Here is an 18,833-nt window from a genome sequence, read left to right as displayed (position 1 = left end):
GGTGCGCTGTATCCATCTGTCTGAAGAGTTTCTGGAGCGGGCGATGAGATTCGAACTCACGACCCTTACCTTGGCAAGGTAATGCTCTACCCCTGAGCTACGCCCGCATCCGTTGGGTGAGGCGGGAGATACCCAGAATCGTCGGCGGCTGCAAGAGGAAACTCGCGCCCAATTCCACGATGTTGACATGTCGTTGCGCGCGTCAGGGCAGCGCGGCGGCGCGCCACACGATGGTCGAAGATTTCGGAGAGTTTCTGGAGCGGGCGATGAGATTCGAACTCACGACCCTTACCTTGGCAAGGTAATGCTCTACCCCTGAGCTACGCCCGCATCCATTGGGTGAGCCGTCAGATATAAAGATCCGCCGGACGCTGCAAGAGGAAAAATCGCAGATGGGTGGAAAATCTCGGGGGGCATTGCAACGCTTACCGCAGCGGGTCGCGGCTTCGGTCCGGGGTCAGCGCCAGGGCAAGGATCGCAATAGCTGCGGCAACGGTGAAGTGAATCGCGGGTGCGATGTCCGATCCGCTCCATGCCATGAGCGAGGTGGAGATCATCGGTGTCATCCCGCCGAACACGCCCACCCCGACATTGAAGGCCACGGAATATCCCGACAGGCGGTCGGGTTCCGGGAACATTTCCACGAACAGGGCGGGGGCCGAGCCCAGCGGCACCGCGAGCAGTCCGAAGAATGCGGCATGCGCGACCACCACCGAGGCAAGCGATCCACCCGAATCCAGCATCCACAGATAGAGCGGCACCGCCAGCACCGCGAGCACTAGAATTGCCAGGGCGATCCATGTGCGACGGGGAAGCCAGCGGTCCCCGACGATCGCAAATAGCGGCATCAGCGGAATGATCGCCAGCGTCGCCGCGGTATTGATGGCCAGTGCCGTGCCGCGCGCCATCAGGTGCCGGTCCGTCAGCCATTCGGGCAGAAACACGAAGGCGATGTAATAGCAGGTGCCGTATCCGGCGGCAAAGATCAGGGCCAGGATCGTCTCGCGCCGGTTGGTGGTGAAGGCTTCGAGCAGCGGCGAGGTTTCCTCGCGCTGAGCGTGATGTTCGGCGAAGCGGCGCGAATCATGCAGGTTCCGCCGAATCCAGATCGCCGTTACGCCCAACAGGCTACCGCCGAGAAACGGCAGGCGCCATCCCCAGTCATGCAGCGCCTGCGCATCCAGAAAATTCGCCACCAGCGCCGCCGCGCCCACGCCCAGAAGCGATCCGGTCATCGACCCGACATTGGCCCAGCTGCCGGTGACGCCGCGCCTGCCGTCGGGCGCTGTTTCCACGAGGTAGGTGACAGATGACGAAAACTCGCTCCCCCCACCGAAAGCCCCTGGATCATGCGCACCAGCACCAGAAGAACCGGGGCCAGCATGCCTGCGGATGCGTATGACGGCAGAAGGCCCAGCAGCAGCGTGGGCAGGGCCATCATCGTCACCGAGATCTGCATGGTGCGTGCCCGGCCATAGCGGTCTCCGAACCAGCCAAAGACTGCCACGCCGAGCGGGCGCATGACGAACCCCGCGGCAAAGATGCCGTAGGTGGCGATCAGCCCGGCAGTGGGATTGTCCGAGGGAAAGAATACCGGCGCGATGACGCCGGCGAGATAGCCGTAAAGCGCGAAGTCATACCATTCGACCACATTGCCGATGAACCCGGCCATGATCCGGTGGCGCAGCCCCGGCGGTTTCGGTCCGCCTGCCTTGCGCATTTCGATTGCCAACCTTGTCGCGTTCCCGACAGGGATGCCCGACCCGCGACTCCATTGTCAACGAATCCGCGGGTCCGCCGGGGGCGCCCTTCGCGCGGGGAAGAGCGCCTTCACTCGGCCTCGAACTCGATCAGCAGATCCTTGGCGTCAATCTGGCCGCCGGGCTGGACATGGACCGCTTTCACCACGCCGTCATGCTCGGCATGGATGCCGGTTTCCATCTTCATCGCCTCGATGGTCAGCAGCAGATCGCCCTCCTTCACGGCCTGGCCGGCGGTGACGGCTACGGTGGCCACCACGCCCGGCATCGGCGCGCCCACATGGGCGGGGTTGCCGGGATCGGCCTTGAGGCGCTTGGCTGTCTGCGACTTGACCATCCGGTCGGGGACGCGGATAACCCGGGGCTGGCCGTTGAGTTCGAAAAAGACCTTGACGTCGCCTTCCTCGTTGGTCTCGCCCACCGCCTGCAGCCGGATCTCCAGCGTCTTGCCGGGGGCGATCTCGGCGCTGATCTCCTCGCCCGGCTCCATGCCGTAGAAGAAGGCCGTGGTCGGCAGGGTGCGCACCGGGCCGTATTGGTCGTGATGCTCGACGTAATCGAGATAGACCTTGGGATACATCAGATACCCGTTCAGATCCTCGTCATCGACCGGCTTGCCGCCGATCTTTTCGCTGAGTTCGGCGCGGACCTTTTCCAGATCCACCGGCGGCAGGTGCTTGCCTGGGCGGTCGGTATTGGGTTTCTCGCCCTTCAGCACCTTGTTCAGGATCTTCTCGGGGAAGCCGCCGGGCGGCTGGCCCAGATTGCCGCGCATCATGTCGATCACGGAATCGGGAAAGGCGACTTCGACATCCGGATCCTCGACCTGTTCGCGGGTCAGCCCCTGCGCCACCATCATCAGCGCCATGTCGCCCACCACCTTGGAGCTCGGCGTGACCTTCACGATGTCGCCGAACATCTGGTTCACTTCGGCATACATGTGCGCGACCTCGTGCCAGCGGTCCTCGAGCCCCAGACTGCGCGCCTGGGCCTTGAGGTTGGTGAACTGCCCGCCCGGCATCTCGTGCAGCCAGACCTCGGACGCAGGTGCCCTCAGGCCGGCCTCGAAGGCGACATACTGGTTGCGCACGGCCTCGAAATAGTCGCTGATCTCGCGGATCGCCCGTATGTCCAGCCCGGTGTCGCGGTCGGTGTTGCGCAGCGCCTCGACGATCGAGCCGAGACAGGCCTGGCTGGTGCCGCCCGACATGGAATCCATTGCCGCGTCCACCGCGTCCACCCCGGCATCGGCGGCGGCCAGGATGGTGGCGCCGGCAATTCCGCTGGTGTCGTGGGTGTGGAAATGGATCGGCAGGCCGATCTCTTCCTTCAGCGCCCGGATCAGCACCCGCGCCGACGCGGGCTTCAAGAGGCCCGCCATGTCCTTGAGCCCCAGAACATGGGCGCCGGCGGCCTCCAATTCCTTTGCCATGCCAACATAGTATTTCAGGTCATACTTGGCCCGGTTCGGGTCCAGAATGTCGCCGGTGTAGCAGATCGTGCCTTCGCAGACCTTGTTCTGGTCGATCACCGCGTCCATCGCAACGCGCATGTTCTCGACCCAGTTGAGGCTGTCGAACACGCGGAACACGTCCACGCCGCTGGTCGCCGCCTGGCGCACGAATTCCCGCACCACGTTGTCGGGATAGTTAGTATAGCCCACCCCGTTCGATCCGCGCAGCAGCATCTGGGTCATCAGGTTGGGCATTGCCTCGCGCAGGTCGCGCAACCGCTGCCACGGGCATTCCTTGAGGAACCGATAGGCCACGTCGAAGGTCGCGCCGCCCCAGCACTCGACGCTGAAAAGCTGTGGCAGGTTGGCGGCATAAGCGGGCGCCACGCGGATCATGTCGATCGACCGCATCCGGGTCGCCAGCAGCGACTGATGCCCGTCGCGCATGGTCGTGTCGGTTATCAGCAGTTGTTTTTGCGCCCGCATCCAGTCGGCCACCGCCTTGGGCCCCTTCTGTTCGAGCAGATTGCGCGTGCCCATCAGCGGCTCGGCCCTTTTCTTCGGCGGGCGCGGCGGCTTCATGCCGGCGGGCGGGCGCGGGCGGTCCTTGGTTTCGGGGTGTCCGTTCACGGTGACATCGGCGATGTAGGTCAGAACCTTGGTGCCGCGATCCTTGCGCTTTTCGAACTGAAAGAGTTCGGGCGTCTCGTCGATGAACTTGGTGGTGTATTCGTTGTTGAGAAACTTGGGGTGCTTCAGCAGGTTCTCGACAAAGGCGATGTTGGTGGCCACGCCACGGATGCGGAACTCGCGCAGGGCGCGGTCCATGCGGGCGATCGCCTTTTCCGGCGTCGGCGCCCAGGCGGTGACCTTGGTCAGCAGGCTGTCATAGTAGCGCGTGATCACGCCACCCGAATAGGCAGTGCCGCCGTCCAGCCGGATCCCCATCCCCGTGGCCGAGCGATAGGCGGTGATGCGCCCATAGTCGGGGATGAAGTTGTTCTGCGGATCCTCGGTGGTGATCCGGGTCTGCAACGCGTGGCCGTTGAGGTGGATGTCCTCCTGCCGGGCCATGCCGGTCGCCTCGGCGATGGTCTTGCCCTCGGCGATCATGATCTGGGCCTGCACGATGTCGATGCCGGTCACCTCTTCGGTGACGGTATGTTCGACCTGGATGCGGGGGTTCACTTCGATGAAGTAGAACTGATCCGTATCCATATCCATGAGAAATTCTACGGTGCCGGCGTTCTGGTATCCGACCTGCCGGGCGATCTTCAGGCCCAGCTCGCAGATCTCTGCCCGTTGCGCGTCGGTCAGATAGGGGGCAGGGGCGCGTTCCACGACCTTCTGGTTGCGCCGCTGGACCGAGCAGTCGCGTTCGTAGAGATGATAGATCTGCCCGTGCTGGTCGCCGAGGATCTGCACCTCGACATGGCGGGCGCGGGTGATCATCTTCTCCAGATAGCCTTCGCCATTGCCGAACGCGGCCTCGGCCTCGCGCCGGCCCTCCATCACCTTTTCGGCCAGTTCCTCGGGCCCTGTGATCGGCCGCATCCCGCGACCGCCGCCGCCCCAGGACGCCTTGAGCATCAGCGGATAGCCGATCTCGTCCGCCTGCCGGCGGATTTCCTCCATGTCGTCGCCCAGAACCTCGGTGGCCGGGATCACGGGAACGCCGGCCTCGATCGCGACGCGCCGGGCGCTGGCCTTGTCGCCAAGGGCGCGCATGGTTTCCGATTTCGGCCCGATGAAGGTGATCCCGGCGGCGGTGCAGGCATCCACGAAATCGGGGTTCTCGGACAGAAGTCCATAGCCGGGATGGATCGCGTCCGCGCCGCTTTCGCGGGCCACGCGGATCATCTCGTCGATTGACAGATAGGCCGCGACCGGTCCCAGATCCTCGCCGATGCGATAGGCTTCGTCGGCCTTGAACCGATGCAGGCTCAGCTTGTCCTCTTCGGCATAGACCGCGACAGTGCGCTTGCCCATCTCGTTGGCGGCCCGCATCACGCGGATCGCGATCTCTCCCCGGTTCGCGATCAGGATCTTCTTGAAGTCGGTCATGTGTCGGTCGGCCTCGTGTTCGCGGTTTCGGTTGCGCGGAGTTTTAGGGAGTAATAGCGGCTGCGTAAAGCTGCACAGGGGCTGCGCGCGGCCCTTTAGCGCCAACAATCGTCACGCTATGCTGCGGTGCGGAAATTTTTGCAAAGCCGCAGAGCGCGATGCGGGAATTTTCTGTCTTGTCCGACCGGTCAGTCGGTAATTCCTTGGGAGTCAGACAGTTGAATGGCGGGCGGCAGGCTTTGCAGGTTCGCAGCGCCGAGCTGGCCCATGTTCGATTCCATGTCCCGTTTCAGGATGTCGATCAGGTGCGCGGGGCCCTTCGGTCCCAGGGCCGCCAGCGCGAAATGGAAGGCACGCCCCAGCATCACCAGATCCGCCCCCACCGCGATTGCCCGCAGGATGTCGAGCCCGCCCTCGATGCCGCTGTCGAACACGATCGGCAGGCGCGTGGCGGCGCGGATCGCGGGCAGAACCTCGATTGTGGCGGGCGCGCCGTCGAACTGGCGCCCGGCATGGTTCGAGATCCACAGCGCATCGACGCCGGCGGATTCGAGCGGTGCGGCATCCTCGGCCCGCAGCACGCCCTTGACGATGAACGGCCCGTCCCACGCGTCGCGCAGCCATTTGACATAATCCCAGTCGGGCGAGGTGCGCAGGACATAGCCGATATGGGCGGTGGGGGGCAGGTTACGCTGCTGTTCGGTGTATTTGTCCAGCGTCCGCATGTGCGGCATGCCGCGCCGCGCCATGCCCCATGCCCAGGCCGGCCGCATCGCCACCTGCGCCAGCAGCCGCGGTGTCAGTTTCGGCGGCTGGGTCAGGCCGGACCGGGTCTGTCGTTCCCGGCGCGAGGCCACGGGGACGTCCACCGTCAGCACCAGCGTTCCGAACCCGGCATCGCGCGCCCGCGCCAGCAGGTCGCGGCGGATTTCCTCCCTTTTCGGCGGGTAGAGCTGGAACCAGGCGTGGTCGCCCAGATGCGGGGCTAGATCTTCGGGGCTTTGGCTTGCGACGGTGGAGAGCGTATAGGGGATGCCCGCCCGTGCCGCCGCGCGGGCGAGGTGCGCCTCGGCATCCGGCCAGATCAGCCCGGACATTCCGACGGGTGCTACGCCGAAGGGCAGGGGCAGGCGTTGACCCAGAAAGTCGGTGGAGAGATCGAATTCGAGCGGGCCGTGCAGCACCGAGGGCATGAACCCGACCCGGTCCAGCGCGGCGCGGTTGCGGGCTTTGGTGGCCTCGGTGCCGGTGCCGCTGTCGAGATATTCCCAGACGAATTTCGGCAGGCGGCGGCGGGCGCGCCATTTCAGGTCCATGATCCCCGGGTATCGGTCGTGCAGATCCATGCCGGCGATTTGCTGGCAAGCAGGGGAGAATGTCCAGAGGAAAGGGGGGCGGCGGCGGGCGGGGCATGGGGGCTCTGAAGTGGTCTCAGAGATTCGGACAGCGAGCCAAGGTGTATCCCGAACCTTTTGCAGGGATACGAGATGGCGAAACGCCGGAAGTCCACGAACCAGTTCAAGGCGAAGGTCGCGCTTGAGGCGCTGCGGGGACAGGACGATCCAGGAGATTGCAGCAAGGCATCAGGTGCATCCGAACCAGGTCGGCATGTGAAAGCGTCAGGGGGTCTAGGGCATGGCCGATGTGTTTGCCCGCGGCGGCAAGGCGGGCGGGCCGACCGAAGCGGAGGTAAAGGAGCCGGATGCCAAGATCGGGAGGCTGGCGGTGGAGAATCATTTTTCGGGTCGAGGGCTCAAGCGATGAGCTCGGCCAGGAAGAAAGCCATGATCCGTCGCGACCATCCCAAGCTGAGCACCAGCCTGCAATGCAAGCTGGTGAAGCTGAGCCGGTCGGCGTTCTACTGCGCGCCGGTCGGGATTGATGAGGCGACGCTGACGCTGAAGAAGGCGATCGACCGGGTATTCTCCGGATACCCGTTCTTCGGTCGCCGCCGGATCACTGCCAGTCTCCGCCGGGAAGGCACGATTGCGGGACGTCACCGGGTGCGCCGTTTGATGGCCAGGATGGAGCCGGGGGAAATCTGCAGGCGGCCAAGAACCAGCCAATCGCATGAACTGGCCCCTGTTTTGACCGGACACCTTGGCTTGCCCAAGGAGGCTTTAGGATAACCTTGAGCATATGCTTATGTCTGAAATTGAAATCATCACTGATGGCGGCCGCCGCCGGCGCTGGCCTGCGGCCGAGAAGCTGCGGATCGTCGGCGACCCGACGCTGTTCGAGGTCGTATTCACTGCGGACCCCGTGCGCGACTGCCGCAACGTGTTCCGGTCGGATACCGCGCGGGCCGCGCTGTTCAATCGGGTGCTGATTCAGGAGGGACTGTTCAAGTCGCCAGGCAAGACCTGCCCGTCGCTGACGCTGACGCTGACGGAGGAAGATTTCGAGCTGGCCCGCGCCGCCGATGCCAAGGCTGCGGCGGCGGTGGCGTCGGCCTGAAGAACGACGGGCCGGGAGACATCCGCCGCCCGGCCCATGTCGAGGAACTACAGTTCGCCTCAGAGATAGAGGCTGTCGGAAAAGACGTGGCGTGCGATGTCTTCGCGCCGCAGGCCGCGCGCGGCCAGCTGCTCGTCGCTCAGATTCATCAGGGCGTTCATCTGGCGAACGCGGGAATTCATCTCGGCCATGCGGGCCAGCCCTTCGATCACGCCGTCGAAGAAGGTGGCGATTTTCTCGCGGATGCCGGCAGAGGCCGGAGCGGAATAGGTAATGTCAGCCATGGGATCGGTGTCCTTCGTTGTGGTCCGTTCCTCCCTCGGTGCGTGGATATATGCCGCAGCGCAGAATTTTCCAGCGGTTCCGCGACATACCGGATTTGCGCGCGCTGCACGGCTCGAGCGTCAGGGCGCCTGATCGGCCTTGAACATGTCGTCCACCGGCGTCTGAAGGCCGGTCACCAGCGCATTGGTCTGCGCCGCCATGCCGATCACCGCCAGAAGCTCGGCATGCATCTCGGCGGTCATGCCCTTCGCCCTGGCGGCGGCGGTATGGGAATGCACGCAGTATTCGCAGCCATTGGCGGTGGAGACGGCGATATAGATCAACTCCTTGACCAGGGGATCCAGCGCGCCGGGGGCCATCACGGCCCTGAGCCGATCCCATGTCGCGCGCAGCAGACCAGGGTCATGCGCCAGCGCGCGCCAGAAATTGTTGACGTAATCGGTGCCGCGCGCGGCGCGGATCTCGTCGAAGACGGCCAGCGCCTCGGCGCTGGCCTCTTCGTCGCTCAACAGGCGAACGGTTCCCATGTCACACCATGGCGAAGATGCGGGCCGGCCCGCCCGATCCGCCCCGATGCGTCGGCGCGCCCACCACCAGAGTCGCGCCGGCCTCGGGCACCTTGGCGAGGTTGTTGAGGTTCTCGATTCCATAGCGTCCGGCAGGCAGCCAGGCGTAATGGGTCTTGAAGTCCTTGCTGGCGCCGTAGTCCAGCGACAGCGTGTCCACGCCGATTGCGGCTGCGGTGGTTTCCTCCAGCAGCATCTGCGTCGCCTCGATATGGAAGCCGGGGAAGTGCATCACGCCCTGGTCGTCGGCATTGCGGAACTGCGGCGTCGCGGTCTTTGCGTCCCAGCCAGAATGCATCGCCACGCAGGCCTTGTCGGGGATGGGGCCGTTGCGCGAAATCCATGCCATGATGTCTTCCGGCGTGACCTCGGAATCGGGGTTCGACGCGGCCCGTTCGTGGATGTGGATCACGCACAGCGGCACGACGAGGTCCGACACGGGGATCTCGTCCACGCTGGCGCCATCAGCGGAAAAATGCAGCGGCGCGTCGATATGCGTGCCGGTATGTTCGTTCAGCGACAGCTGGAACAGGTTGAACCCGTGTTCCTTGAAGTTGAACTTCTGCTCGGCGGCGATGCCCGGCGCGCCGAAATAGGTGGGGAATTCGGGGTCGTAGGTGTGGGTCATGTCCACGACTCCGCCATGCCCGGCGGCCATCGCCGGCGGCGTTGCCGCCGTGGCCAGCGTCGCCGCCCCGACCGCCGCCGCGCCGGCCTTGAAAAAGTCGCGGCGGGACAGCATCCGTTCCTTCACCGCGTTCATCACGCAGATGTCACACATGATTTCCTCCCTGAAACGTCATTCGACAATCATCGTTGCTCGCAATGCCCGACAGGCGTGCCTGCCCGCCAATGCCGGCACGATAGCACGGAACCGCGCGGCGACGGACAGGTTTTCCTGCGCGCTGATTGCACCGCCCGAACCGACCGCCTACCTTCGGCACCGTCAGAGGCAGAAAGGAACGGCATGGCCGGACAGACGGAACAGGTTCTGAACGCGATCCTTGCGGATATCGACGGCGGGCGGCTGAACCCCGGCGACGTGATCGAAGAGGCTCCGCTGATGGAAACCCACGGTGTCTCGCGCACGCCGGTACGCGAGGCGTTCATCCAGCTTGAAACCGCCGGCCTGATCCGCCGCCTTCCGCGCAAAGGGGCGGTGCTGTTCAAGCCCACGCTCGAGGAATTCCTGGCCATCCTCGAGGTTCACGCCCGGCTGGAAGGCCAGGCCGCCGGGCTGGCTGCGCGCCGTCTGTCTCCGCCGCTTGCCGAAGAGCTCGAAGCCGCCGTTCAGGCCTGCGAACTGCACGCCCGCGACAAGGGCGACGCCGATCCCGAAGCCTATTATCAGCTCAACCTGCGCTTTCACGAGGTCGTGGCGCTCGGCGCGGGCAATCCGTTTCTGCTCGACATGATCAAGACCAACGTGCGCAAGCTGATGGCCTATTACCGCGTCCGCTACCGCTATCCCGGCGCGATCGCCGCCTCGGCCCACGAACACCGCGAGATTGCCACGCTGATCTCCGATCATCGCCGCGAAGAAGCGGAAGCCGCGATGATCGCCCATGTCCAGTTCGATCAGGTAACGGTGATGGATCTTCTGGCCGCGCTGGGCTGATCCCGCCCGCGCCAGTGCCCGCGAAAACCGCGGGATTTGGGTATTTTTGACCAGAAAGAAGCAGGGACTCACTGGTCTTCTTTCTGGTTCCAAATACCCCCGCCGGAGGCATCGCGGCGGCGCGAGCCGTCGCGATTTCAGCTCTCTTCTCTTGCCTGCTCGAAGAACTTCGCCACGCTTTCCGCAAAGGCGTCCATGTCCGAGCGCTCTTGAAGCGTCGTCAGAGCTTGCCTGGTCAGATCCGGTCCGAGTATCCCGGCCATTTCTTCCGTCAGCGCGAGGATGAAGTCATGCGTCATCTCTGGGTGGTGCTGCGTGGTGTAGATGTGACGGCCGAACGCCATCCCCGAGATCGGACAGCCTTCGGACCGGGCCAGGATGTCCGCTTCGGCCGGGGGCTCCAGCACTTGTTCGGCGTGGCTGGCGTAGAGGTTAACCTCCTCCGGCAGATCCCGCATCCAGTCGCGCCGGACAAGGATTTCGTTTCGCGTCAGCCCGTGCACCCAGCCGCCCGGGCTGGGGCTCACGCGCCCGCCGAGCGCCACAGCGATCGCTTGATGACCGAAGCACGCCCCGAAGATGGGAAAGGCCCCGGAATGCAACTCGCGAATCAGGTCGAACAGCCGTGCGGTCCATTCCGCGCCGCTGTTCACCGAGGCCGGGCTGCCGGTGATCATCGCGCCGTCGAAAGGCTCCAGCGTTTCGGGGAACACGCCGTCCTTGACCGGGAAAACCTCCGTGGTCCAACCGGGGCGGACGCGTTGCACCAGATCGGTGAACTTCTCGCCATCCCTGGGGTGGCGCTGGGCAAAGGCGCTTTCGTCCGTGTTCGTCATCAGGATCGCGAGATGCATGAGTTTATACCGATATTTTTTGTTTACATATTTATGATACCAGATAATATACACATGTTAACAGACGGGGGAAGAGGAAACATGACGGTCTGGACACCCACCGATGACGGCCATGCCGATCTGACCAGCCACGACACCTTTCTGAACGGCCCGCCGCACAATACCTTTGCCCGGCTGAGGCGCGAGGATCCCCTGCACTGGACCGAATACCCGCAGGGCCAGGATTTCTGGTCGGTCACCCGGCATGCCGACATCCTGGAAATGAACCGCAATACCGAGGTATTCTCGTCGGCGCGTGGCATCCGGATGGAGGACCAGTCCTACGAGGAATACCTCGCCCGCCGCACCTTTCAGGAGACCGACCCGCCCGAGCACACACGGACCCGGATGAAACTAGTCCGGGCCTTTTCCAAGACCGTCATGGCCCAATACGAAGAGGACATTCGCGCGCTGTGCGACACGATCCTGGATCAGGCGCTGGAGAAGGAAACCTTCGACGCCACCAAGGAAATTGCTCGGCAACTGCCCATGCGGATGCTGGGGCGGGTGGTGGGGTTGCCCGACGAGGATCTGCCGTGGTTGGTGGAGAAGGGAGACGCGCTGATTGCCAACACTGACCCGGATTTCACCAGCCATGTCCTTGACAAGATGGACACCGACGAATTCCGCATGATGCCGTTCAATTCGCCCGCTGGCGCCGAGCTTTATGCCTATGCCAAGGAACTGATGGCGCGGAAGGAGCGCGAAGGCGACACGTCCGGCGTGCTGCACCTGATCCGCGAACCGGCCAAGGATGGTTCCGTCATTTCGGACACCGAGTTCCGCAATTTCTTCTGCCTTCTGGTGGCGGCGGGGAACGACACCACGCGCTATTCCATCGCCGCGGGCATTCAGGCGCTGTGCCACCAGCCGGAACTGCTGGGCCAGATGCAGGAAGGTGGCGACATCTGGGAAACCGCGCCCGACGAGATCATCCGCTGGGCCACGCCCGCGCTTTATTTCCGGCGCACCGCGACGCGGGATTTCGAGATGCACGGCAAGACCATCCGCGCGGGCGACAAGGTACTCTACTGGTTCGCCTCGGCCAACCGCGACGAAACCGTGTTCGACGACCCATTCCGCGTGAACCTGCGGCGCAGCCCGAACCGGCATCTGAGTTTCGGCCAGGGCGGGCCGCATGTCTGCCTGGGCATGTGGCTGGCGCGGCTCGAGGTGCGGGTGCTGTTTCAGGAACTGGTCAAGCGGATCAGGTCCATCGAACCGGCCGGCCCGCACAGGTTCCTGCGGTCGAACTTCGTTGGCGGAATCAAGGAGCTTCCGGTTACGGTGCGGCTGGCCTGATCCGCGCTTGGCTGATATGTAAACAAGTTAATAATGCCGCGCCGGCAGAGGAGGCCCGCGGCAACAGGGAGGATGCACGGAATGAAAGACCGCCTTCGCGTGCTGTTCTGCGATCATCTGTCGATCATGCGCGGCAAGTATCTGCCGCATTCCAAGATCGGGGATGGCAGCACGCGGTTTTGCCGCTCGACCTTTGGCGTGCATTACGACAAGGACCTGCTGAACGCGCCGGGCGCCATGACCTATCAGGGCCTGCCCGACATGGAACTGGTCTGGATCCATGACGACATCCGCGAAAGCTGGGACGCCTCGACCCGGATCGTGCTGGGCGATCTCTACGACGATGACGGCGCGCCGCTTCCCTTGTGCCCGCGTGGCGCGCTGAAACGCGCCGTCGCGGCGTGGGAGGAGAAGGGCCTGACGCCGAAGGTCGGGATCGAGCTGGAGGCCTTTGCCCTGCAGGCCAACGAGAACGGCGAGCTGGTGCCCTATGACGCGCCGGGCGGCGTGGTCTATGGCACGGGGCCGTTTTCCGACCCGCTGCGGTTCAATGACCGGATCTGGCAGATGGCCGACCGGCTGGGCTTTTCGCTGGACATGATCACGGCGGAATATGACAGCCCGCAGTTCGAATACACCCTGACCTTTGACGACGCGGTCAAGGCGGTGGACGATATCGTGCTGTTCCGCCTGATGGCGCGCGAGATCGCGCTGGAATACGGGATCGTGCTGACCTTCATGCCCAAGCCGATCCCCGAGGCCGGCGGGTCGGGCATGCACATCAACTTTTCCTTCACCGACGCGTCGGGCGGCAATGCGCTGAGCTCCGGCCCCAAGGGAGGGCCCGAGCACATGAACGATCTGGCCCGCGGCTGCCTGGCCGGGCTGATCCATCACCACAAGGGGCTTGCCGGGCTGATCGCGCCGACGGCCAATTCCTACATGCGGCTGCAGCCGGGGTCGCTTTCGGGCTACTGGCGCAACTGGGGCGGCGATCACCGCAACGTCACCACACGCATCAGCGGCGAGGGCGGCGCCAAGGCGCGGCTGGAGCACCGGATGGCGGATGCCTCGGCCAACCCCTACACGGCGGTCGCGGCGGTGTTGCATGCCGCGCGGCTGGGGGTGGAAAACGGCCATCCCCTGCCGCCCATGGAAACCGGCGATGGATTCGAACGCACCGACGCGCGCGAAGGTGCCGCGGTGGATCTCAAGGGCGCGGTCGCCGATCTCGAACGCGACACCGAACTGGCACAGGCGGTGGGCGAGGAGCTCGTCGCCAACCATGTCTTCATGAAGAAGAAGGAAGTCCAGAAGACCCGCGATCTGGAAGGCGACGCGCTGCGCGATTTCTATGTCTATTTCATCTGAGGAAGAGCGATGAAGGTTACCTGGAAGCTGCCCGACGGGGGCGAGATCACCGCCGAGGTGGAAGAGGGCATGAACATGATGCAGGCGGCGGTGGCCAACAACGTCCCCGGCATCATTGGCGAATGCGGCGGGTGCCTCAGCTGCGCCACCTGCCATGTCTATGTCGATCCGGCCTGGCGCGAGGCAACCGGCACCCCCGAGGACATGGAAGACGCGATGCTCGACATCGCCGAGGGCGCACGCCGCCCCGAAAGTCGGTTGAGCTGCCAGATCGAGGCATCGCCCGAACTCGACGGGCTGGTGCTGATCGTGCCCGAAACCTGATCCGCGACGCGATGCCGTCCGGCCTCGCCCCCGGCGTTTGGGCCGGGGCGGCGCGCGACCGGTCTTGCCTTCGCGCCTGGACCTGCGCAGGATGCGGGACAAAACGGCGCGAAAGGGCAGGGCAGTGACAGCAGAAACGCAGACGGAGATCGCGGCGGAATGCCTGGGGCTCAAGGTGCCGGCCTCGCCGTTCCTGAACGAAACCCGCATCAGGCGGATCAATGCGGCCCGCTATGAGGGGCAGGAAATCGCCGGCGCCCTGGATGTGGTGGGCGCCGACGACGTGGTGCTGGAAATCGGCGCGGGGATCGGCGTGGTGGGCGGGGTGATCGCGCTCAACGCGCGGCCGCGCGCCGTGCATGCCTTCGAGGCCAACCCCGCCTTGATCCCGACCATCGAACGGCTTTACCGTGCAAACGGTCTGACCGACCGGATCGGCGTGCGCAACGTGGTGCTGATGAGCGCTCCCGACCGTCCCGACACCGTGCCGTTTCATGTCCGCAGCAGCTATCTGGGCTCGTCCCTGATCGACCGCGACGGCCGCGCGCGCGAGGTGGTGCAGGTGCCGACCGCGGATTTCGCCGAAACCTGCGCGGCGCTTTCGCCCACGGTTCTGGTAATGGATATCGAGGGCGGAGAGCTCGACCTGTTGCGCCACGCCGATCTGAGCCCGTTCCGCGCCATCGTGATCGAATTCCACCCCGAAGCCTATGGTGTCGAGGGCATGCGCGAATGCAAGACCATTCTGCGTCAGGCCGGGTTCGTGCGGGTGGACGAGACATCCACCCGCACGGTCTGGACCTGCGTGAAGGGGGACTAGCCCCCTTCCATCGTCGCCGTGGTCAGCTCACCGCGGCAAAGCCTGCGTCCAGCGCGGTCAGGATCACGTTCACGTCCTCTTCGGTCAGCACCAGCGGCGGCGACATCATGATATTGTGGCCCGACATGCGCACCATCGCCCCGGCGCGATAGGTGGTTTCGTGGACGGTGGCGATGGTCTGCTTGTCGATCGGCGTCTTGGCGACCGGATCGCTGACCAGTTCCAGCGCGCTCATCAGCCCGTGCCCGCCGCGCACGTCGCCGATGATGTCGTATTTTTCCTTGAGCGCAAGCAGGCCTTCGTAGATCTGCCGGCCCCGCGCGGCAGCGTTTTCGGGAACGTTCAGGCGCCGGGTCTCCTCGAGACAGGCCAGCGCCGCCGCCGCGCCCACCGGATGGCCGGAATAGGTGTATCCGTGGCCGATCGCCGCCGCGCCGGTTTCGTCACCTTCGAACACTTCTGCGACTGCGTCCGAGATCATCACCGCGCCGAAGGGGAAATAGCCGTTGGTGATCGCCTTGGCGGTGGTCATCATGTCGGGCTTGACCCCCCAGTGGCGCGACCCGGTCCAGTCGCCGGTGCGGCCGAAGGCGGTGATCACCTCGTCGGCGATCAGCAGGATGCCGTGGCGGTCGCAGATCTCGCGCACGCCGGGCATGAAGGATTCATGCGGCACGATCACCCCGCCCGCACCCAGGATCGGTTCCATGATCAGCGCGGCGATGGTGCCCGCGCCCTGAAACGCGATCTCGTCCTCCAGCGCCGACAGGCACAGCTGCGCAAGCCGCTCGGGGTCGGATTCGTTGAACGGGTTGCGATAGGCATAGGGCGCCGGGATATGGTGGCAGCCTGCCAGAAGCGGTTCATAGGCGGTGCGGAAATTGGCGTTGCCGTTCACGCTGGCGCCGCCGAAATGGGTGCCGTGATAGCCCTTCTTGAGGCTCAGGAACTTCACCCGGCCGGCTTCGCCCCGGATCTTGTGATACTGCCGCGCGAGCCGCAGCGCGGTTTCCACGCTGTCCGACCCGCCCGAAGTGTAGAAGGCGCGGCTCAGCCCGTCGGGGGCGAAGAAATCGCGCAGCTCTTCGGCCAGTTGGATCACCTTGTCGTTGGTGACGCCCCGGAAGATCGAGTAATAGGGCAGTTCCTCCAGCTGCTGGGCGATCGCGCGCTTGATCGGCTCGCAGGAAAAGCCGAGGTTGACGTTCCACAGACCGCCCACGCCATCGACCACCTCGTGCCCGTCCACGTCGGTAATGCGCACGCCGCGCGCGCCGGTGACGATGGTGGGCGGATTGGCTTGGCTGTCGGCCGGGTGGGCCATCGGGTGCCACAGCGAACGGGCGTTGTTCTCTTTCAGGAAGTTGGAATCTTTCATCGGGGTTCCTCCTCGGTCAGGCCCAGCATCGTCAGGGCGCGGGTGTAACTCGCCGCCGGATCGGCGACGTCGAAATGAACGGTCGGCAGGCCCAGCGCAAGAGCGCCCTCCACGTTGCGCCGCTGGTCATCGACGAAGACGCAGGCCGAAGGCGGCAGCCCCAGCGCGTCGAGACAGGCGGCATAGGCGCGGCGGTCCGGTTTCAGGATGCCGGTATAGGTGGCGTCGGAAATCACGTCGAAATCGCGCAGAAAGGGCAGCTTGTTGCGGAAGTCGGCGCCATAGAACAGGTCCAGCTCGTTCGACAGGATCGCGAGCTTCACTCCCGAGGCCCAGGCAACGGCGATCGCGGCGCGGAATTCGGGCCGGATCACGGCGTCAGGGTCGGCGCCGCGGGCGGCGCGGACGAACTGGCTCATCTCGGCCCAGTCCTGCCCGACCAGTTGTCCGACCTCGCTCGCGCGGGTCCGCCAGTAGTCGCGTTCGCTGATCTCGCCCGCCTGCATCCGCTGCCACAGCGGGTCGGTCTCGGGCGCGAAGGGGCCGCGCCAGGTCAGGGTGCCGGGGGGCAGCCCCAGCGCGGCTTCGGTCAGGTCGTGGGTCTCGAACAGGGTGCGGGTGACGACCCCGCCGAAATCGAGGATCAGGGCGCGGCTCATGCGGCGGCCTCCTGCGGGTATTCGGGCGGGAAGAACCCGCCGGTGCGCTGGGTCAGGTCGCGGGCGGCGGCGCGCAGTTCGGCCCGGATCGTGGCTCGTTGTGCCGGGGTCATGCGCGACACCGGCGCGGCCACCGCCAGCGCGCCGATCGGGCGCTGATCGGCTCCAAAGACCGGGGCGGCGTGGGAATGCACGTCGGCCTCGAACCGGCCGACCGATTCGGCGATGCCGTCGGCGCGCACCTGATCCAGCATGGCGCGGATGGCGCCCGGGTCGGTAACGGTGTCGGTCGTGTGCGCCGCGAGCGGCCCGGCCAGCGCGGCGTCCACGAACGCATCGTCCGCCCAGGCCAGCACCGCCAGCCCCGATGCGGTGCCGTGAAACGACAGGATCTCGGCATCGTCCATCATCACCCGCGTGGCGTGGCGCGGGCTGTAGGCATGGCCCAGCGTGACCAGTTGCGTCCCCCGCAAGAGCGACAGGTGCGCGGTCTCGCCGGTGGCGTCGCACAGCCGGTCGAGGATGCCGCGCGACACCGACAGGATCGGCACCGCGGCCTCGCGCAGGGCAGCCAGGCGCAGCACCTCCGGCCCCAGCCGATAGGCGCGGTCCGGTCCGACCTGTTCCACGAATCCAGCCTCCTGCAACTCGCCCATCAGCCGATAGACCGTCGCCTTGTTCAGACCCGACAGGCGCGTGAGGTCGCTCAGCCCGATCTCGTGCCGGTTCTGGGTAAAAAAAGACAGCAGATTCAGAGCCTTGGTGACGGTTCCCATCCGGGTTTCCTGTTGCTTGCCCCGGGCGCGGCCGGCGGCGCGATGAAAATGTGACCCCGGGTCACGCATTTTTCTTGACAGATTGCCGAGGCGGCTGTCAATCTATTTCAAACCAACGGTTCAAATAATGAACCAACGACTGGGAGGACACAATGAAACTCACCACCTTGATCAAGAGCGCGGTCGCCTCGGCCGCCGTCGTGCTGGGCGCCGGGGCGGCGCTGGCGGAGTATCCCGAAAAGCCCGTGAACTTCATCGTGCCCTGGCCGCCGGGCGATCTGGAGGACGTGCTGACCCGGATGATCGCCGAGGATTTCCAGAAGGAATACGGCGTCGCGGCGGCGGTGGTGAACAAGCCCGGCGGCGGGGGCGGTCCCTTCCCCGGCGCGATCGAGGTCGCCAATGCGCCTGCCGACGGGTACACGATCGGCTCCTTCGTGATCGGAGTGCCGGTGCTGGGCCACCAGATCGACATCCCGCCGCTGACCCCGGCCAAGTTCGACCCGCTGGGGATCTTCCTGACCTATCCCTTCGTCATCGCCACGTCGGGCGACGCGCCCTATTCGTCGATGGAGGAACTGGCGGCCTATGCCAAGGATCACGACGTCGCGCTGGGCCATTTCGGCGACGTGCTGACGCCGACCCAAGTGACCAAGGCTTTTGCCAAGAATGCCGGTTTCGAATGGGGCTCGGACGCGGCTTTCGACGCGCTGGACTGCAACACGCTGGCCAGCGGGGACGCGGATGTGATCAACACCACCCTGCAACTGATCCTGCCCTGTCTCGATCAGGTCAAGGTGCTGGTGTCGATCACCGATCAGCGCATTCCGCTGGTGCCGGACACCCCCACCATCGGCGAGCTTGACCCGTCGCTGGACATCGCGCTGTGGAACGGGCTGTTCGTGCGCAAGGAAACCCCGCAGGACGTGCGCGACAAGATCATCGCCGTGGCAAAGAAGACGGTGATGAGCGACCGCGCGCAAGAGGTCGCCAGGCAGACCGGCGCGCTGGTCTACTGGCAGGGGCCGGAAGAAAGCGCCAAGCGGATCGAGAAGGACATCGAGACCGTGGCGCGGATCGGCGAGATCCTGAAGTAATCTCCCCGAC

Annotated in this window: 20 protein-coding genes and 2 tRNA genes; 9 read left to right on the top strand and 13 right to left on the bottom strand. The window is 65.0% G+C overall.

Going from position 1 to position 18,833, the window contains the following annotated elements; translation table 11 throughout:
* Positions 1 to 32: 32 nt before the first annotated feature.
* The 6 genes from C4S70_RS05200 to C4S70_RS05180 form a co-directional block, all read right to left on the bottom strand.
* A tRNA-Gly gene (locus C4S70_RS05200) sits at positions 33 to 107 on the bottom strand.
* Between the two features lie 148 nt (positions 108 to 255).
* Positions 256 to 330 (bottom strand) — tRNA-Gly (locus C4S70_RS05195).
* Between the two features lie 95 nt (positions 331 to 425).
* Positions 426 to 1,295 carry an MFS transporter gene (locus C4S70_RS05190; protein ID WP_268807770.1) on the bottom strand — a complete coding sequence of 290 codons (870 nt, stop codon included), beginning with the start codon at positions 1,293 to 1,295 and terminating at the stop codon, positions 426 to 428.
* Positions 1,232 to 1,732, bottom strand: a complete 501-nt coding sequence (locus C4S70_RS19310) for an MFS transporter (RefSeq protein ID WP_268807769.1) — start codon at positions 1,730 to 1,732, stop codon at positions 1,232 to 1,234. Before C4S70_RS19310 ends, C4S70_RS05190 begins: the two co-directional genes overlap by 64 nt.
* 98 nt (positions 1,733 to 1,830) lie before the next feature.
* Complete coding sequence (locus C4S70_RS05185) at positions 1,831 to 5,277, bottom strand: pyruvate carboxylase (RefSeq protein WP_104007058.1); 3,447 nt, start codon at positions 5,275 to 5,277, stop codon at positions 1,831 to 1,833.
* Positions 5,278 to 5,465: 188 nt separating this feature from the next.
* Positions 5,466 to 6,623 (bottom strand): alpha-hydroxy acid oxidase, encoded by a 1,158-nt coding sequence (locus C4S70_RS05180; protein WP_200822727.1) that lies wholly within the window; start codon positions 6,621 to 6,623, stop codon positions 5,466 to 5,468.
* Between the two features lie 289 nt (positions 6,624 to 6,912).
* On the opposite strand from C4S70_RS05180, the gene C4S70_RS19305 reads away from it, so the two are divergent.
* The 3 genes from C4S70_RS19305 to C4S70_RS05170 are packed head-to-tail and all read left to right on the top strand — an operon-like array spanning position 6,913 to position 7,734.
* Positions 6,913 to 7,041, top strand: a complete 129-nt coding sequence (locus tag C4S70_RS19305; RefSeq protein WP_268807768.1) for a hypothetical protein — start codon at positions 6,913 to 6,915, stop codon at positions 7,039 to 7,041.
* Between the two features lie 20 nt (positions 7,042 to 7,061).
* Positions 7,062 to 7,406, top strand: a complete 345-nt coding sequence (locus tag C4S70_RS18615; RefSeq protein WP_160114845.1) for an IS3 family transposase — start codon at positions 7,062 to 7,064, stop codon at positions 7,404 to 7,406.
* Positions 7,407 to 7,422: 16 nt separating this feature from the next.
* A complete protein-coding gene (locus tag C4S70_RS05170) occupies positions 7,423 to 7,734 on the top strand; it encodes a hypothetical protein (RefSeq protein WP_200822732.1) in 312 nt (103 codons plus the stop codon).
* 59 nt (positions 7,735 to 7,793) lie between these two features.
* Here C4S70_RS05170 and C4S70_RS05165 read toward each other — a convergent pair whose 3' ends face one another.
* The 3 genes from C4S70_RS05165 to C4S70_RS05155 all read right to left on the bottom strand — a co-directional run bounded on the left by C4S70_RS05165 (position 7,794) and on the right by C4S70_RS05155 (position 9,366).
* Positions 7,794 to 8,018 (bottom strand): DUF1127 domain-containing protein, encoded by a 225-nt coding sequence (locus tag C4S70_RS05165; RefSeq protein ID WP_104007054.1) that lies wholly within the window; start codon positions 8,016 to 8,018, stop codon positions 7,794 to 7,796.
* A gap of 120 nt (positions 8,019 to 8,138) precedes the next feature.
* Positions 8,139 to 8,546: a carboxymuconolactone decarboxylase family protein gene (locus C4S70_RS05160; protein WP_104007053.1), complete on the bottom strand. Its 408-nt coding sequence runs from the start codon at positions 8,544 to 8,546 to the stop codon at positions 8,139 to 8,141.
* A gap of 1 nt (position 8,547) precedes the next feature.
* The gene (locus C4S70_RS05155) at positions 8,548 to 9,366 is read right to left on the bottom strand and encodes a cyclase family protein (protein ID WP_104007052.1); all 819 of its coding nucleotides are present in this window, start codon (positions 9,364 to 9,366) and stop codon (positions 8,548 to 8,550) included.
* A gap of 186 nt (positions 9,367 to 9,552) precedes the next feature.
* Here C4S70_RS05155 and C4S70_RS05150 point away from each other — a divergent pair, with 186 nt between their 5' ends.
* Entirely contained in the window at positions 9,553 to 10,203 is a 651-nt protein-coding gene (locus tag C4S70_RS05150; RefSeq protein ID WP_104007051.1) for a GntR family transcriptional regulator, read from the top strand.
* 137 nt (positions 10,204 to 10,340) lie between these two features.
* Here C4S70_RS05150 and C4S70_RS05145 read toward each other — a convergent pair whose 3' ends face one another.
* Positions 10,341 to 11,039 (bottom strand): type 1 glutamine amidotransferase, encoded by a 699-nt coding sequence (locus C4S70_RS05145; protein WP_235003716.1) that lies wholly within the window; start codon positions 11,037 to 11,039, stop codon positions 10,341 to 10,343.
* A 99-nt stretch (positions 11,040 to 11,138) separates the two neighbouring features.
* Here C4S70_RS05145 and C4S70_RS05140 point away from each other — a divergent pair, with 99 nt between their 5' ends.
* The 4 genes from C4S70_RS05140 (at position 11,139) to C4S70_RS05125 (ending at position 14,913) form a co-directional block, all read left to right on the top strand.
* Entirely contained in the window at positions 11,139 to 12,398 is a 1,260-nt protein-coding gene (locus C4S70_RS05140) for a cytochrome P450 (protein WP_104007049.1), read from the top strand.
* 81 nt (positions 12,399 to 12,479) lie between these two features.
* Positions 12,480 to 13,769 (top strand): type I glutamate--ammonia ligase, encoded by a 1,290-nt coding sequence (locus tag C4S70_RS05135; protein ID WP_104007048.1) that lies wholly within the window; start codon positions 12,480 to 12,482, stop codon positions 13,767 to 13,769.
* Positions 13,770 to 13,778: 9 nt separating this feature from the next.
* Entirely contained in the window at positions 13,779 to 14,093 is a 315-nt protein-coding gene (locus C4S70_RS05130; protein WP_104007047.1) for a 2Fe-2S iron-sulfur cluster-binding protein, read from the top strand.
* A 124-nt stretch (positions 14,094 to 14,217) separates the two neighbouring features.
* The gene (locus C4S70_RS05125) at positions 14,218 to 14,913 is read left to right on the top strand and encodes an FkbM family methyltransferase (protein ID WP_235003715.1); all 696 of its coding nucleotides are present in this window, start codon (positions 14,218 to 14,220) and stop codon (positions 14,911 to 14,913) included.
* Between the two features lie 22 nt (positions 14,914 to 14,935).
* On the opposite strand, the gene C4S70_RS05120 is transcribed toward C4S70_RS05125, so the two are convergent.
* Genes C4S70_RS05120 through C4S70_RS05110 form a run of 3 tightly spaced genes read right to left on the bottom strand, consistent with a single transcriptional unit; the run spans position 14,936 to position 17,726 of the window.
* Entirely contained in the window at positions 14,936 to 16,291 is a 1,356-nt protein-coding gene (locus C4S70_RS05120) for an aspartate aminotransferase family protein (RefSeq protein WP_104007045.1), read from the bottom strand.
* Positions 16,288 to 16,950, bottom strand: a complete 663-nt coding sequence (locus C4S70_RS05115; protein ID WP_104007044.1) for an HAD-IA family hydrolase — start codon at positions 16,948 to 16,950, stop codon at positions 16,288 to 16,290. Before C4S70_RS05115 ends, C4S70_RS05120 begins: the two co-directional genes overlap by 4 nt.
* A complete protein-coding gene (locus C4S70_RS05110; RefSeq protein ID WP_104007223.1) occupies positions 16,947 to 17,726 on the bottom strand; it encodes an IclR family transcriptional regulator in 780 nt (259 codons plus the stop codon). The genes C4S70_RS05115 and C4S70_RS05110 overlap by 4 nt, the downstream gene beginning before the upstream one ends.
* Before the next feature lie 152 nt (positions 17,727 to 17,878).
* Here C4S70_RS05110 and C4S70_RS05105 point away from each other — a divergent pair, with 152 nt between their 5' ends.
* Positions 17,879 to 18,823, top strand: a complete 945-nt coding sequence (locus tag C4S70_RS05105; protein ID WP_104007043.1) for a tripartite tricarboxylate transporter substrate binding protein — start codon at positions 17,879 to 17,881, stop codon at positions 18,821 to 18,823.
* Positions 18,824 to 18,833 lie beyond the last annotated feature (10 nt).

The sequence above is a fragment of the Jhaorihella thermophila genome (genome assembly GCF_900108275.1).
GTDB lineage: Bacteria > Pseudomonadota > Alphaproteobacteria > Rhodobacterales > Rhodobacteraceae > Jhaorihella > Jhaorihella thermophila.
This window is presented reverse-complemented; position numbering and strand designations above follow the sequence as displayed.

Bases quoted from the DNA above. Each gene is read 5' to 3' on its own strand.
- C4S70_RS05145 (WP_235003716.1), bottom strand. From the start codon at position 11,039: ATGACGAACACGGACGAAAGCGCCTTTGCCCAGCGCCACCCCAGGGAT.
- C4S70_RS05135 (WP_104007048.1), top strand. From the start codon at position 12,480: ATGAAAGACCGCCTTCGCGTGCTGTTCTGCGATCATCTGTCGATCATG.
- C4S70_RS05160 (WP_104007053.1), bottom strand. From the start codon at position 8,546: ATGGGAACCGTTCGCCTGTTGAGCGACGAAGAGGCCAGCGCCGAGGCG.
- C4S70_RS05155 (WP_104007052.1), bottom strand. From the start codon at position 9,366: ATGTGTGACATCTGCGTGATGAACGCGGTGAAGGAACGGATGCTGTCC.
- C4S70_RS05105 (WP_104007043.1), top strand. From the start codon at position 17,879: ATGAAACTCACCACCTTGATCAAGAGCGCGGTCGCCTCGGCCGCCGTC.
- C4S70_RS19305 (WP_268807768.1), top strand. From the start codon at position 6,913: ATGGCCGATGTGTTTGCCCGCGGCGGCAAGGCGGGCGGGCCGACCGAA.
- C4S70_RS05185 (WP_104007058.1), bottom strand. From the start codon at position 5,277: ATGACCGACTTCAAGAAGATCCTGATCGCGAACCGGGGAGAGATCGCG.
- C4S70_RS05115 (WP_104007044.1), bottom strand. From the start codon at position 16,950: ATGAGCCGCGCCCTGATCCTCGATTTCGGCGGGGTCGTCACCCGCACC.
- C4S70_RS05165 (WP_104007054.1), bottom strand. From the start codon at position 8,018: ATGGCTGACATTACCTATTCCGCTCCGGCCTCTGCCGGCATCCGCGAG.
- C4S70_RS05180 (WP_200822727.1), bottom strand. From the start codon at position 6,623: ATGGATCTGCACGACCGATACCCGGGGATCATGGACCTGAAATGGCGC.
- C4S70_RS05120 (WP_104007045.1), bottom strand. From the start codon at position 16,291: ATGAAAGATTCCAACTTCCTGAAAGAGAACAACGCCCGTTCGCTGTGG.
- C4S70_RS05130 (WP_104007047.1), top strand. From the start codon at position 13,779: ATGAAGGTTACCTGGAAGCTGCCCGACGGGGGCGAGATCACCGCCGAG.
- C4S70_RS05170 (WP_200822732.1), top strand. From the start codon at position 7,423: ATGTCTGAAATTGAAATCATCACTGATGGCGGCCGCCGCCGGCGCTGG.
- C4S70_RS05110 (WP_104007223.1), bottom strand. From the start codon at position 17,726: ATGGGAACCGTCACCAAGGCTCTGAATCTGCTGTCTTTTTTTACCCAG.
- C4S70_RS05140 (WP_104007049.1), top strand. From the start codon at position 11,139: ATGACGGTCTGGACACCCACCGATGACGGCCATGCCGATCTGACCAGC.
- C4S70_RS18615 (WP_160114845.1), top strand. From the start codon at position 7,062: ATGATCCGTCGCGACCATCCCAAGCTGAGCACCAGCCTGCAATGCAAG.
- C4S70_RS05150 (WP_104007051.1), top strand. From the start codon at position 9,553: ATGGCCGGACAGACGGAACAGGTTCTGAACGCGATCCTTGCGGATATC.